The sequence below is a fragment of the Deltaproteobacteria bacterium genome (assembly GCA_016208165.1).
Taxonomy (GTDB): Bacteria; Desulfobacterota; Desulfarculia; order JACQYL01; family JACQYL01; genus JACQYL01.
Genome location: JACQYL010000011.1, coordinates 48,895 through 61,946, shown reverse-complemented (window position 1 = coordinate 61,946; position 13,052 = coordinate 48,895). Strand labels below are relative to the sequence as shown.

General features: G+C 52.4%; 11 protein-coding genes and 1 tRNA gene. 4 read left to right on the top strand and 8 right to left on the bottom strand.

Annotated elements, in window-relative coordinates; genetic code table 11:
* The coding region (locus HY788_02270) for a SpoIIE family protein phosphatase (protein ID MBI4773001.1) at positions 1-282 on the top strand (282 nt) is incomplete at its 5' end.
* A 554-nt stretch (positions 283-836) separates the two neighbouring features.
* On the opposite strand, the gene HY788_02265 is transcribed toward HY788_02270, so the two are convergent.
* Positions 837-1,277, bottom strand: coding sequence for a GNAT family N-acetyltransferase (locus tag HY788_02265; GenBank protein MBI4773000.1), 441 nt, complete (start codon positions 1,275-1,277; stop codon positions 837-839).
* A 96-nt stretch (positions 1,278-1,373) separates the two neighbouring features.
* Here HY788_02265 and HY788_02260 point away from each other — a divergent pair.
* Positions 1,374-1,450 (top strand) — tRNA-Arg (locus HY788_02260).
* Positions 1,451-1,759: 309 nt separating this feature from the next.
* Here the strand turns inward: HY788_02260 and HY788_02255 are convergent.
* Together HY788_02255 and HY788_02250 are read right to left on the bottom strand one after the other, a co-directional pair.
* Entirely contained in the window at positions 1,760-1,993 is a 234-nt protein-coding gene (locus HY788_02255; GenBank protein MBI4772999.1) for a type II toxin-antitoxin system HicA family toxin, read from the bottom strand.
* A complete protein-coding gene (locus tag HY788_02250) occupies positions 1,981-2,322 on the bottom strand; it encodes a type II toxin-antitoxin system HicB family antitoxin (GenBank protein ID MBI4772998.1) in 342 nt (113 codons plus the stop codon). The genes HY788_02255 and HY788_02250 overlap by 13 nt, the downstream gene beginning before the upstream one ends.
* A 294-nt stretch (positions 2,323-2,616) precedes the next feature.
* On the opposite strand from HY788_02250, the gene HY788_02245 reads away from it, so the two are divergent.
* Positions 2,617-3,333: a transposase gene (locus HY788_02245; GenBank protein ID MBI4772997.1), complete on the top strand. Its 717-nt coding sequence runs from the start codon at positions 2,617-2,619 to the stop codon at positions 3,331-3,333.
* 184 nt (positions 3,334-3,517) lie between these two features.
* Here the strand turns inward: HY788_02245 and HY788_02240 are convergent, their stop codons facing one another.
* Together HY788_02240 and HY788_02235 are read right to left on the bottom strand one after the other, a co-directional pair.
* On the bottom strand, positions 3,518-4,345 hold the full coding sequence (locus HY788_02240; GenBank protein ID MBI4772996.1) for a helix-turn-helix domain-containing protein: 828 nt from the start codon (positions 4,343-4,345) through the stop codon (positions 3,518-3,520).
* Positions 4,342-4,698, bottom strand: a complete 357-nt coding sequence (locus HY788_02235) for a hypothetical protein (protein ID MBI4772995.1) — start codon at positions 4,696-4,698, stop codon at positions 4,342-4,344. Before HY788_02235 ends, HY788_02240 begins: the two co-directional genes overlap by 4 nt.
* Before the next feature lie 391 nt (positions 4,699-5,089).
* On the opposite strand from HY788_02235, the gene HY788_02230 reads away from it, so the two are divergent.
* A complete protein-coding gene (locus HY788_02230) occupies positions 5,090-5,254 on the top strand; it encodes a hypothetical protein (GenBank protein MBI4772994.1) in 165 nt (54 codons plus the stop codon).
* Between the two features lie 25 nt (positions 5,255-5,279).
* Here HY788_02230 and HY788_02225 read toward each other — a convergent pair whose 3' ends face one another.
* From HY788_02225 to HY788_02215, 3 genes are all read right to left on the bottom strand, one after another.
* On the bottom strand, positions 5,280-7,691 hold the full coding sequence (locus tag HY788_02225) for a PAS domain S-box protein (GenBank protein MBI4772993.1): 2,412 nt from the start codon (positions 7,689-7,691) through the stop codon (positions 5,280-5,282).
* A 905-nt stretch (positions 7,692-8,596) separates the two neighbouring features.
* The gene (locus tag HY788_02220) at positions 8,597-10,261 is read right to left on the bottom strand and encodes a transposase (protein ID MBI4772992.1); all 1,665 of its coding nucleotides are present in this window, start codon (positions 10,259-10,261) and stop codon (positions 8,597-8,599) included.
* 1,840 nt (positions 10,262-12,101) lie between these two features.
* Positions 12,102-13,019 (bottom strand): diguanylate cyclase, encoded by a 918-nt coding sequence (locus HY788_02215; protein MBI4772991.1) that lies wholly within the window; start codon positions 13,017-13,019, stop codon positions 12,102-12,104.
* Positions 13,020-13,052 lie beyond the last annotated feature (33 nt).

Genomic DNA, 13,052 nt, shown 5'->3' with positions numbered 1-13,052 from the left:
GGAGTGCCGTGGGCGTTAAATTGCGAAGAGGTAGAAATTCCCATAATGCCTGGCGATGTAATCCTCCAATATACCGATGGTATCACCGAAGCTAAATCAAAGACCGGCGAGGAATTCGGCCTGGAACGTCTGTGTGAAGTAATCGAACAGGCTGGGAGCATGGGTGCGCCGGCTTTAGCGGGCACCATTAAAAAAATCGTCGCAGATTTTTCCAAGGGCAGCCGTGAAATGGATGATGTGACATTAGTAATCGTCGAGGTTAATACTACTGAGCAGTTATGATCCGGCAAAGCGATATTCTTTTCGGCCGTACGGTAGCTTCATATCAATTTGCAGAGCGAGAGACGATCCGTCAGGCGATGCGCGAAGTGAGCTCGCTCCAAGTATTGGGGGTAGATAAACGTATCCCGCAAGTAATGTTTGAGAGAGGTTATTTAAACCAAGACCAAATTTATGCAGTCCTGGAATCACTTCTGCAAATAAAACAACTTAAAACCATCTCCCTCTTGGAAATCGTAGGCTGGGTTAGGGAGCGCAGAGAGCGTAACCCGGCATCTGGGGTTGAATTTGTTGGGTTTCGTTCCTCAACCCAACAGTCATGGGCCCCGGCGCAAGAACCTACGCCTGGAAGGCACTCCGTAGGACGTTTCACGTGCCGAATTCTATACTTCGGCAATCCGTTCCCCCCCAGCCTCTCCGCCGACGGCTGCGAGGCCTGCGCGAAGAGCTTTGAAAAGGGGCGCGGGGGAAAACTTTCTCGAAAGTTTTCCCCCGCGGTGAAGCCCAGCTCCCATAGGATGAGTTGAGCACAGCGAAACCCATCAGTTCAAGGTTGTTCACGTACTGTTTCCAATGCGTTTCTTGAAATGGATCATGCCGTTCGGATCGTGCTCGGCCATCCTGTAACCGGCCTGTTCAGCAAAGGCCCGGCTGGGAGAATTGTCCTCCCGGACACGAACCGTGGCCGTTTCCACACCCAAAGTATCCGCAAGATACGATTCAATGAGTTGAAGAGCCCGCCTCCCCAAGCCTTGGCTTCGATGTGCAGGATCCACCTCCATGCCGATTTCCGCCTGTTTCAAACCCTGCGTGTCCATCCGCACTTCCACCTGTCCCACCCGTTCGCCACCTTGAAGCCGGATCACGAATTCCAGCGTGAAACGGCCCTGGGAGAGCGGCGTCAGCAGGAGTCGCCACAGAGGCCTGGGCCGTGCCGCCAGACAGACCCCCTGCCCTTCGATGCGTTTGGGCAAACGAAAAACCTGTAGAAAACACATAATCGTCTGTCCGCTCCGACAACGGTTCCCGATCCAATCAACACTCACGTTTTTCGACTTGAAAATTAGTCGGTTCGGTTCTAAAAGGAAACTCAAGCGCCCGTAGCTCAGTTGGATAGAGCAGCGGACTTCTAATCCGCAGGTCACAGGTTCGAATCCTGTCGGGCGTGCCAGTAAGATCAATGGGTTATAAGGACTTTGAATGTAGCCCCTTCCTTTTTCCTGACCATTTGTCCAACCATAGTCCAACCCAAACGGGCTACGGGAGTGTTGAAACTTTCCGCGCCATGAATGAAAAGTGGGTCATCTCTTGGACATTACCATGGAGAACGAACAACATCCCTTCGAAAGGAAGGTTGGGATCATTCTAATTTAGGAGGTATAAGAGGGTTCCTTTAACAGGTTGGATACATGGAAGTTTTAAATAATGGGTTGGGCGGAAGGAACAGGCCCCAGAAGCGCCCGATCCTGGGGCTTGGTAATTAACGACACTGGGTGAACAATTCAAAATACCGGTCTCGCGACATGCCCGCTGTCCGCATATTACTCTGAATAAGGCTTACTGCAATCTCAGAGCGTTGTTGTATGACAATAGGCCTCGCAACCCCCTCCTTAACGTACGAGCGGTGGCTTCCAACCTGTCGCTCGAAAACGAACCCATCTTTCAAAAAAATGCATTCAAGCGTCTTCCAATGTACCGGCGTTATGCGTGGCATCTCTTAGGATCACGCGAATTAGCGAGCAGGTGAATGGGTACATTCACATATTCCTCATGACCCGGAAGCGTTACGCTGGAAAGTGGCTCTGCAGCAGAGCCAAGCGTAGGTTTAAAGCCGCAAGCCCGCAACACCTCATCCAGCGTTCCTCTTTCCATACATGAAATGATAAATAACGCAAGGGCCTCCACAATGTTGTCTCGAGCTTCTTTTTCGGTTCGACCTTGGGACCCCACGTCTAAAGCAGGGCAGAAAGCGACGAAATAATCATCCTCGCGCCCGATCCGCACCGGAAGCTGAATATTCATTTCGCCCCGGATGGTTTCCATGGCAATCGACCTCCACGCTGTGCTTCTTTTCTTTCTTTTCTTTCCCTACATGTAATAATACTCCAAATGGTCATTTTCGCAACTAGTTTGAGAAGGCTTTTAATGGCTTCTCTGCTGAAAGGATCGGAAGAATTCGAAAAGAGTTTACAGCAAAGTAATGATCCGGAGATCTTTTGTGGTAGGCGAGAGGGGATTCCGCGTCCACCGGCGGCGTATATTTCCCCGTTCGCGCGTGGTAAAAAGGGACGTTGTTTCTTTGTTGACATGCAGGTGCAAAACGCTTATCGGATACGCATGCCAAGGCAAGGTCGCATTGACGCGCCCGGTGCGCTGCATCACATCATTATCCGAGGAATCGAAAGCCGGGCGATTTTCGAGGATGACAATGATCGGGCGGACTTTCTTGAAAGGCTGTCCGGTCTGCTCCTTGAGACGGCCACGCCCTGCTACGCATGGGCGCTGATGACCAATCACGTGCACCTGCTCCTTCGTACCGGAACCGTGCCGATCGCGACGATCATGCGGCGGCTTTTGACCGGCTACGCGCTGAGGTTCAATAAAAGGCACGGCCGCCGCGGCCATCTTTTTCAAAACCGCTACAAATCCATCCTTTGCGAGGAAGACGCCTATTTCACGCAGCTGGTTGCATATATCCACCTCAATCCGGTCAGAGCCGGAATCGTAGCGGATGTTGCGGCGTTGAAAACCTATCCCTGGACCGGGCACGGCGTGTTGATGGGGAAAAGTGTGCGTGCGTGGCAGGATACGGCGTTTGTACTGGGTCTCTTTGGGAGGACGTTGGCGGAGGCAAGGAGAAACCTGCAGAGGCATTTATCCGAATGGTCCGCCAAAGGGCCGCGCCCTGAGTTGACCGGCGGAGGATTGATCCGTTCGGTCGGTGGGTGGCGTATGGTCAGGGAGGCTTACCGGAATGGAGTTCGGCTTGCCGGTGACGAGCGGATCCTGGGAAGCAGCTATCGATCTCCGGAAGCGAAGTGGCGCGTCGTCTGAATGTAGACCGTTCGGCCATCTGCCGTGCGGTGAAGAGGGCGAAGGGGGATGAAGAGTTGATCGCAGCCGGAGCAGCCGTTCGGGAATTGCTCGAGACCGAAATAAATCAACAATGAAACAACGTCCCTTTCCCCACAGGTTCGAATCCTGTCGGGCGTGCCAGTAAAATCAAGGGGTTACACTTCTATACGGCCTGCAATTTTTCAGCATCGCTGTATTTGATGTGGTGACCTGTGGGGGTATGGCTCCAGATCGATTCGTTGTGAGCCGCGTCGTATACTTGTTTGTTTTTGGGAAATGTGTTGGCGACCCGGGCAATGATCCTTTCTTCTTCCCTGGTCAAGGACTCGGATTCATTCTCATCAGCTTCGATGATGACCGGTATCAATTCCCTGTAGTTGTCCAGTTGGGGACCTTGGGGCAGCGCAGCGTAGCACGCTCCCGTCATCCCCTGCCCGAGTTCCCTGAACGCCAGCATATCCGCGTACCAAAGGTACTTTGCACCGTAAAGCATTTTCTGTGAAAGTAAAACGCGATTCAGGTGTTTTTCGAAGCACTTCAACACGCGCTTAATCCTTGGTAAGCTAAGCTCCCTGTTTCCCCGCGAGACATCACCCGACGGCTTGTTCTTATCCAAGGTTTCCCTTAACAGACGATCCATGGACTTTGTCTGAATCAGTCCGGTCTCCCAACGCTTGACGCTCGCAACGCCGATATTCAGTAACCTGGCAAGGGCCTCCTGGGACAGGCCGAGTTCCTTACGCCGGGCAGCGAGTTCCTCGCCGGTCATGAGCCCGACGGTTTTCTTGTAGCTTTCCGACAAAGCCTTTTGGGCCTCGGCCGCCTGCTCCAATGTGGACGTCTCCAGTCCGCATCGGTCACAGACGTACCTTTCGGAGTCATACTCCGTATCCACCCCCCGGAAGCTGCCTTTGGCCTTATGCTTCTTCAAGTCCATCGAGCCGCACTCGTTGGGGCAGTCCTTCGTGTGTGCTTCGAATGTAGGCGTCATGGTTTTCTGGCCTCATGTAACGATACGAGCCAAAGTGTATTTCCTTTGAGCGCGAACTTGAGGTAGGCTCGACACCCCAGTCGCTTACTCCACCAGGTGAAGGCGAAAAGCTCACTATCGCGAATCACCTCTTTGTACGATCTCTGTGGAGGATTTCCTCCCGAGTAGTCCTGCTCCCTGACTTCGTCGAGCAAAGCCCTAAGAATCGATGGAAGATCCTCGACCAGATACCCGAGGTCAAGGAGATCCGCAACCAGACTCTCCTGGTCGACCACCTCGATCGAAGAGCTTGCGACCCGTTGCCGGGCTCTTGCAAGCTTTCCGGACAGTTCCTTGCGCGAAGGTTGTTTCATTGGCTATTTTAGTATCAATTGATACCAAGTCAAGAGGAATCCGGATAGGGCCCCTGTAGATATGTTGGCCCCGGCCGGTGCTTTGCTTTCAAGAGTGCACTTAACTCATATCCCCTCGCTTGGCAACAAAGAATGATGTGGCGCCTGCATTTTGAACAGTGGACATGGTGGGGACGTCCATGATTTTGAGCTTTATAAGAATTCATTACAGTTGATACGAGAGGCCCATGCCACGGAAAGCAAGAATAGACGCGGCGGGGGCGCTGCATCTGATCCTCGAGGGGATAGAAAGACGGAGGATATTCCGGTGCGATGATGACCGGTTGAATTTCGTTAATCGGCTCTCGGAATGCGGCCGGTGGGTGGCGTATGGTCAGGGAGGCTTACCGGAATGGAGTTCGGCTTATCGATCTCCGGAAGCGAAGTGGCGCGTCGTCTGAATGTAGACCGTTCGGCCATCTGCCGTGCGGTGAAGAGGGCGAAGGGGGATGAAGAGTTGATCGCAGCCGGAGCAGCCGTTCGGGAATTGCTCGAGACCGAAATAAGTCAACAATGAAACAACGTCCCTTTTCTGCGGTCGGTTACGCCGCGTCCAGGACCTCCCGAACCACCTTCAGCAACCGCCTCATTTCATAGGGTTTGCTCAGAACCTCTTTTGCCTCGAATTGAATAGCCGCCGCCGAAGATCCATTGGCGGAATACCCGCTGGCAATAATAACCTTTGCTTTCGGATCGATTTTCAACAGCTTCTCGAGGCACTCCTTTCCTCCCATCTTCGGCATGATGAAGTCCAAGATTACCAGGGAGATGCCGCTCCGTCGGCGTGCGTAAAGCTCTAATGCTTCTTGTCCGTTGGAAGCAGTGATAACGGTGTAGCCCGCTTGGCTGAGGACCTTTTTCCCAAGGTCTCTCAAGAGTTCCTCGTCATCCACAAGCAGAATGGTCTCAGTTCCGACACTGGGTATGGCTCTTTCCGTTTCGTAGTGGGATACCCGTGGCTCGTCTATGAGCGCCGGAAGGTAAATCATGAACGTAGCGCCTTGGCCGGGTTCGCTGTAACAGGCGATATAGCCCATATTTTGCTTGACGATTCCGTAAACAATGGCAAGTCCCAGACCTGTGCCCGCTCCTGATTCCTTAGTGGTGAAGAAGGGTTCAAATACGTGCTGAAGCGTTTCCTTATCCATGCCGACGCCGGTGTCCGATATGGTGAGCAGTATGTAATCACCGGGTACGGCTCCCGGATGCAGCATGCAAAACTCTTCATCCAGAGTGACATTTGCAGTTTCAATGGTAAACTTGCCACCCTCGGGCATGGCATCTCTGGCATTGACCGCAAGGTTCATCAGTACTTGATCCATCTGGGTGGGGTCCGCATTGACCCTGGCTAGATCATGGGCAAGTTTCAAATCGATCTCGACCATCTTGGGAATGGTTCTGCTCAGGATATTCCTGATCTGTTTCAGCTGTAAGTTCATGTCTATAGGCCGGGGCTTCATCGCAGACTTGCGACTGAAAGCAAGCAATCCCTGCACCAGGTCGGTTCCTCTCCTGCCCGCCTCGGCTATCCTTTCGAGATCCGCCCGATCCGGGTGCTCCGATGGTTTGTCCGACAGAAGCAACTCGGAGAAGCCCAGGATAATGGCCAGAATATTGTTAAAGTCGTGCGCAACTCCGCCTGCCAGCGTCCCTATAGCTTCCATTTTCTGGGCCTGAAAAAGCTGCGCCCTCAGTTTTTTTTCTTCGGTCCTGTCTGCTAAAAAGTATAAAAGGGCAGGCTCTCCAAGGTAATCAATTCTCTTCGGCCAGAAAACCAGATCGAGCAGTTCTCCGGTCATTTTCAGGGCCGTTCCCTCGAAAAAGCCGGGAATCGACTTCCCGGCCCGGCGTGCTATTCGTCTTTTTACAATAAGCTCTTGGGTCTCACTGGTGACAAGATCTTCCTGGGACGCACCAAGAACCTCCTGTGGGCTCTCATATCCAAAGAACTTCAGGAACGTCGGATTGACATAGACGACTTTATCGTCCTGCAAAATCTCGATGCCGAGAGGGGACCCTTCGATGAGGAGTCGATTTCGTTGTTCCGATTTTCTTAATGCCTCGTCCGACTGCTTTCGCTCGGTGATGTCCCGAAAAACGATCACCCTTCCCAAAATCCCGCCGTCTTCGCCAACCGGACCGGCTGTGAATTCCACGGGGAAGGCGGCGCCATCCTTTTTCCAGAAGACCTCTTCCCCTGCAAAATTGGAAATGCTTTCCCTCAAAGGGGCGCAAATGGGGCATTCCTCTTCCGGATAGGGACTCCCGTCCGCTTTGAAGTGGTGCCAGGTCGAATGGCTATGGCTGCCGACAAGCTCTCCTGTTTCATAACCGAGCATTCGCGCCGCTGCCGGGTTGACAAACGTGTGAATGCCACTGGTGTCCACTCCGAGTATTCCCTCCCAGACCGAATTCAGGATCAGTTGATGCTGCCTTCGAAGCCCGTCGAGCTGCTGCTCGGCCTTCTTGTGGGCATCAATATCCACGTTGGTTCCAATGGCCCGAAGCGCCCTCCCATGTTCATCCCGTTCCACCACTTTTCCACGGTCCAGAACCCACTTCCATTCCCCTCCTCTTGTTCTCATGCGGTGTTCGGCCCGATAGAATTCCGTACTTCCTTTGAAGTGATCGATCAGTGCTTTTCTAATAACCGACAGGTCGTCCGGATGGACAAGGCCTTTCCAAAAGCTCATCCGCCGGGGCACCTGATCAACGGTATAGCCAAGCGCTTCCACCCACCGCGAATTGAAATAGAGTTCATCCGTTTCGATATTCCAATCCCAGAGACCTTCCCTGGCTCCCTCGAGCGCCAGTTTCAGCCGTTCCTCGCTCTCGTACAAAGCCTTTTCAGTGTTCCTGGCCTCTTCTTTCGATACCTGGAGTTCATCGATCCTCGCGCGGAGTTCGTTCAGCTCGTTGAGGAGTTGCTTCTTGCTCTTGTGGTGGTCTCTCATATTTAGTCGCTTTCTTTGGAGATCCGGATGGTCGGGGCGCGATGATGAACCTCAGCTGATCATGGATCTTCCCAGGCCGGTGAACATCAAATTCGGGGAAACCTTGTCGGAGAAAGGCTCAGGCGCTCGGCCCCGAGAGGTCCCGACACATTTGGTATCGGTAAAAACAGCCTTTTCTAAACCAATTTCTTCAAGGATTCCGATTTGTTCAGAAGGGTGTTTTCGGAGCTTCCGCCCTTTGGCCAATTTTTCCCCGCCTTCCAAGCGAGGATACAATGGGGACGTCCATGCTTTTAAGCTTTATAAGAATTCATTTCACTTGATATGAGAGGCCCATGCCTCGGAAAGCAAGAATAGACGCGCCGGGGGCGCTGCATCATGCGATCGTCACAGGGATCGAAAGACGGAGGATATTCCGGTGCGATTCTGATCGGTTGAATTTCGTTAACCGGCCCTCGGAATGAGTCCCCGAAAGAAAAACCGACTGTTTGGCCTGGCCGAGTATAGAAAACCACGCCCATCTCTTGTTCAGGATCGGGAGAATAAAGGTATAAAAGCACGGACGTCCCCATTATTTCCTAGGAAAGGTCGAGGCGCACTTGCCGTTTATAAGGAATCCGGCAAACAGCAATTTCACTGGATATTTGAGATAGTGAAACCTGGGTTTGAGGATTCTTGTCAGAATGGGTGTCAGAGGGCTTCAGCGAGACGTACGGAGAGGCAAGAATTGTGTGCAAGGGGGGAATCAGGGGCGGCAAAAGGAGTGAAACATCCTCCATGCGAGAAGGAGGTCGGAAGTTGGCGTGTGATGGGGAAAGCGTAAAAAAGGAGAGGAGAGACCAACCGGGAACCTGAAAACTGATTCGGGTCAGGGAAAATAAGAACGGCCGAAAGAGCGTATGAGGTTATTCCAGTAATGCGCCGTACTTGAGCAATATATCCCTTTTGGTGATGGTTTCGGGGACGCCCGTGGGCATGAGGACGGTTCGGCCGCAGAGGATAAGGACCTCATAGGTGTCAAAGATTGCATAGCGGTGTTCGTCAAAGAGAATCAGCTTGTTGCCGTTTTCCTGTTTAACCTTTTGGCGAAACTTTCGTATGCCGGTCTCGTTTCCGGCCTGCTCAAGTCTATCCTGCTGGTCCATCCAGGTTTGGAAGGCGGTGGTAAGGGCCATGACGATCATGGTCAGATAGACATGGGCTCGGAAGGCGGAGGCATTGTTGCGGGGCGGACGTTGAATGAACCATGCCTGCTTGGCCTCGCGGAACACGGTATTTTCGATCTCACTTCTGGCGTCATAGCCGTCATAGACCTTAAGGGGTTTTTGTACGGGGGCGTTGGTAAGGATAACGAGAGTGTCGGCATTGGGGTTATTGACCTTGTAAGGGTCGTCTACGACCGCCACGGCGTTGATAGGGTTGGGGGCAAAGTCGGGACGATTTTCATGACTCCCACTTCCCTTCTCCCCGTAAAAGCCGGCAGAGATAAGGCCCTCGATGCCCACCACGCGCCAACGATCCATCACGGTGGTCTTGTTTTTCCCGGCCCCAATGGTGCGTTTTCTCTCTCTGGTTTGGGCAATGCCTGTCTCTATAAGGGAAAGAGCGTCCTTATAAACGTTCATATTGGTCTTGGCCGGGATGTAGAAGGTGATCTGCATGGTCTGTGCAAGCCACCACAGAAACGGGCCGTCCACAAAACCCCGATCAATGGCCAGAGATGCAATCGTGGCATGGGGGGTAAGGTTGCTTACGGCTTGGCTGACGACTTCGCGGGCGAAATCCAGATCGCTGTGCTCGATTGTCGCAAAGCGGATGGCAAGGGGAAGACGACTGACAGGGTCCCAGACGACCCAGAGCTTAAAACCGAAGACGGCTTCCATGACTTTACGGATACGGTTTTTTCTACGACGAAGCTGGGGGGCTTTCTCTTTGCCGACTTTCCCGCAGCCTTCACACGCTTCGGTGGATTGAATCTCCGAGGAATCCAAAAGGGCGTGGATGCGCTTGGGGAAGAAGGACTTGGCTGCCAGGATAGAGATCACACGGTTAAAGAAACGTTCCAGGGCGTGTGCGGAGATGGCCTGAATGTAGGCGGCGATGGAATCAGGGCAGAGAGGACCTCGGATGTTGTCCTCTGAGTTTTGATCGGCAGGAGGAGCGGAAGAGTTCTTTTTTCCCCTCTGAGAGGTGCCGTGGCGTATCTGTGTGCCGTTGAATCCCACAATCCTCATAAGGGGTTGGGATCGAAGGAGCACGGGGTGGATATGCCAAAAGAAGGCAAGGCCGGCCACGATGCGCATCACATAAATAAGGATGACGGCAGGGAAGGTGACATTGCTTGAGCGCTGGGTATGTTGAGGGTCAAGGTCCAGGAATAGATCCATGATGCCGAACTGATCCAGGAAGTAGAAGAACTCATCGAAGAGTCCTGCTTCGCCAAGGCCATAGACTTCGGAGATGTCTTTGCCCTCGGCGAGGTCTTTTGCGATACCGGCCTGGTCCCTGTGGGCGACGCACCAGGTGAGTCGTTCGGCGATTCGTTGAGAGGCCCGTTTGATCAAATCCATGGTGTGCGAGCGTAGCAGGCGAGGTGGGAGTTGTCAAACGGGTATTAGATATAACATATTGATAATACTACTAAAATAGGCCGCCATATCCTAACGGGACGGGCATTTGACCGTTGATCGAGGGGGGGGATGTATCATGCTTACGTTACGCCATCCTGTGGCCGTCTCAGCCCACGTGGCGAGGGCATATGGCGGCCCTCGGAATGGCAAGAGAAAAATCGAAAAACAACGACCAGGGGAAATTTTCCTAATTTTTTTTGCTCTTAAAAAGATTGCCTTCAGGATCTTTGAATCACTATTTCGAATATCCAGAGCAATTTCACGTAAAAATTGACAGTATATTGAAGAATCGTGTAAAATTTAATTTATAACTAAAGGGTACGATGATATTTGCAATTTTGACAGACTGATGACAATCTCAATCAACCGCTTGTCCCCCGCTGTTTGAGTCTTTGGCATGTGATCGTTACCTGTTCGGCGGTCTACCGGATTACAATGTATTCGAATCCAATAAGAGAAATGGAGGTCGCACATGGCCGTGAGAATCCGCCCATCCGTGGCCGTACTGATTTTTGCCATCGCATTTTTCTTAACCAATTCGGTTTCAACAGCCGAGAGTGATAAATCAGATTTTATTCCAATCATAGTAAACTTGCTATTAAGTGGCTATGCATCTTGAACCGATGTGGGGAAAACGGCCCTGGAAGGGCTGAAAGGCGTAACAAGGGTCGAGAGAGCAAGGATGAACTTCAAAGAGATCAACACAGTAGACTATTCCCCTGATCTGATCTCCATAGAAGAGATGGAGGCTGCTCTCCAAAAGGCAGGGACCTACCGCGGGACCGTAAAATAGTGTTTAATGGCGTGAGGCTGCGGGGAACTTTAAGGAGTTTTCCTCGGATTCCTTTCGAATTTTTGAAACAGGGGACATGGTGGGGACGTCCATGCTTTTAAGCTTTATAAGAATTCATTTCACTTGATATGAGAGGCCCATGCCTCGGAAAGCAAGAATAGACGCGCCGGGGGCGCTGCATCATGTGATCGTCACAGGGGTCGAAAGACGGAGGATATTCCGGTGCGATTCTGATCGGTTGAATTTCGTTAACCGGCCCTCGAAATTCGCCCCCGAAACGAGAACCGACTGTTTGGCCTGGCCGAGTATAGAAAACCACGCCCATCTCTTGTTCAGGATCGGGAGAATAAAGGTATAAAAGCACGGACGTCCCCATTATTTCCCTCGACCTCATCTGCAATCCCACCCAGTTCCTTTGTCGCTTATCCAGCCTTGGCCCAAACCAAGCACAACGGCCGAAACCCTTCTGGGCCGGAGAAACCCTGACGACGTGCTTTTCCATGCTGCCACGCAATGCGGTCCCGGATCGGTGCAGTTGCCGAGATTGCGTTATTGAAGGACCAACCCTGCCGGCATCAGCAACCCCAGAGTCCCCAATACCAGCGCCAGGATCATAAGGGAACGAAAACGCCACACGGTAAAGGCCTCGGCCGTACCCGCTTTAACCACCTTGCACCAGGGGAAATCCGGGATAGGTGGGATGGCCGCCGCGAACCACGGTTCGCCGTAAATCGCCTATAAAATCTTGCGCTTTGCCGCCTTCCATATGAAGCAAGATTTATGTTGGCGGTTTGTTCGCCCGACGAAATGAAAGCTAACCCTGTTGTGGATAATCACATCCGCTAAGCTCCAGACGACATTGTAACCACCCTGTGATTCACGATCGGCTGATAACATCCGGAATCAACGTGTGATTACCTAACGGCACTGTGTCGGGATCGCCTAATTTATCGATACGCCGATCTTTTTCAAACCGATCCAGTGCGATTATTCATTATCCTTGGAGCATTCAACGCGATTGCGCCCCAATTTCTTGGCTTGATATAGTGCAGCGTCTGCAGCTTGTATTACCTCATCCGCATTTCCGCTCCCGTCTGAGCTCACCACACCCGAGCTTACAGTCACCCGAATGGCCTTATCCGCTAAGACCATCTCTCGCTCTCCAACGGCCATTCGCACTCTCTCCAATACGTTTTTCGCTTCAACTTCCTGGACCCCTGGAAGAATAATCAAGAATTCCTCTCCTCCGTACCGCCCTACGGAGTCGTAGTCCCTGACTGTGGAAAGGATTCTCTTGGCGCATTCCCTCAGCACCCCGTCGCCCGTCAAATGTCCCAAAGAATCGTTCACTCGCTTGAAATGGTCAATGTCAATCATTGCCACACCGAGGCTCCTTCTTTCTCGTCGCGCTCGGGAGAGTTCCATCTTGAGCCGTTCGAGAATGGCGCCATGATTAAGGAGCCCTGTCAGCGTGTCAAGAGTTGCCTGTATCTTCAAAGCCTCCTTTGCGGAAACCAGTTCGGAGTGAAGTTCCACGATCCTTTGGCCGGCTCGGATGCGCACTCGGAGCTCCTGAGGGTGGAACGGTTTCACCATATAATCATCCGCACCCGCTTCTATGCCGACCACAACCTCTTCCTTTGACCCTTTCGAAGTCAGCAGGATGATGTACACGTAGCGTTCGTGCATGGGGATATGGGCTCTGATATTGCGGCACACCTCCACACCATCCATTTCAGGCATAATCCAATCAAGCACGACCAGTAGAGGTGGATTGTCCGCTTGCATCGCGCGCCATGCCTCGGCTCCGTCACGGACGGCGGTGACTTCGTAGCCGCACTTTGCCAGCGTGGATTCGAGGATGCGGCGGCTGGTCACATCGTCTTCAGCAATCAATACCCTCATAATGCGGTTCCGATTTCTTGGGTTCCATTTCAA

Bases quoted from the DNA above. Each gene is read 5' to 3' on its own strand.
- HY788_02265 (MBI4773000.1), bottom strand. From the start codon at position 1,277: ATGTGTTTTCTACAGGTTTTTCGTTTGCCCAAACGCATCGAAGGGCAG.
- HY788_02255 (MBI4772999.1), bottom strand. From the start codon at position 1,993: ATGCCACGCATAACGCCGGTACATTGGAAGACGCTTGAATGCATTTTT.
- HY788_02250 (MBI4772998.1), bottom strand. From the start codon at position 2,322: ATGGAAACCATCCGGGGCGAAATGAATATTCAGCTTCCGGTGCGGATC.
- HY788_02245 (MBI4772997.1), top strand. From the start codon at position 2,617: ATGCCAAGGCAAGGTCGCATTGACGCGCCCGGTGCGCTGCATCACATC.
- HY788_02240 (MBI4772996.1), bottom strand. From the start codon at position 4,345: ATGACGCCTACATTCGAAGCACACACGAAGGACTGCCCCAACGAGTGC.
- HY788_02235 (MBI4772995.1), bottom strand. From the start codon at position 4,698: ATGAAACAACCTTCGCGCAAGGAACTGTCCGGAAAGCTTGCAAGAGCC.
- HY788_02230 (MBI4772994.1), top strand. From the start codon at position 5,090: ATGGAGTTCGGCTTATCGATCTCCGGAAGCGAAGTGGCGCGTCGTCTG.
- HY788_02225 (MBI4772993.1), bottom strand. From the start codon at position 7,691: ATGAGAGACCACCACAAGAGCAAGAAGCAACTCCTCAACGAGCTGAAC.
- HY788_02220 (MBI4772992.1), bottom strand. From the start codon at position 10,261: ATGGATTTGATCAAACGGGCCTCTCAACGAATCGCCGAACGACTCACC.
- HY788_02215 (MBI4772991.1), bottom strand. From the start codon at position 13,019: ATGAGGGTATTGATTGCTGAAGACGATGTGACCAGCCGCCGCATCCTC.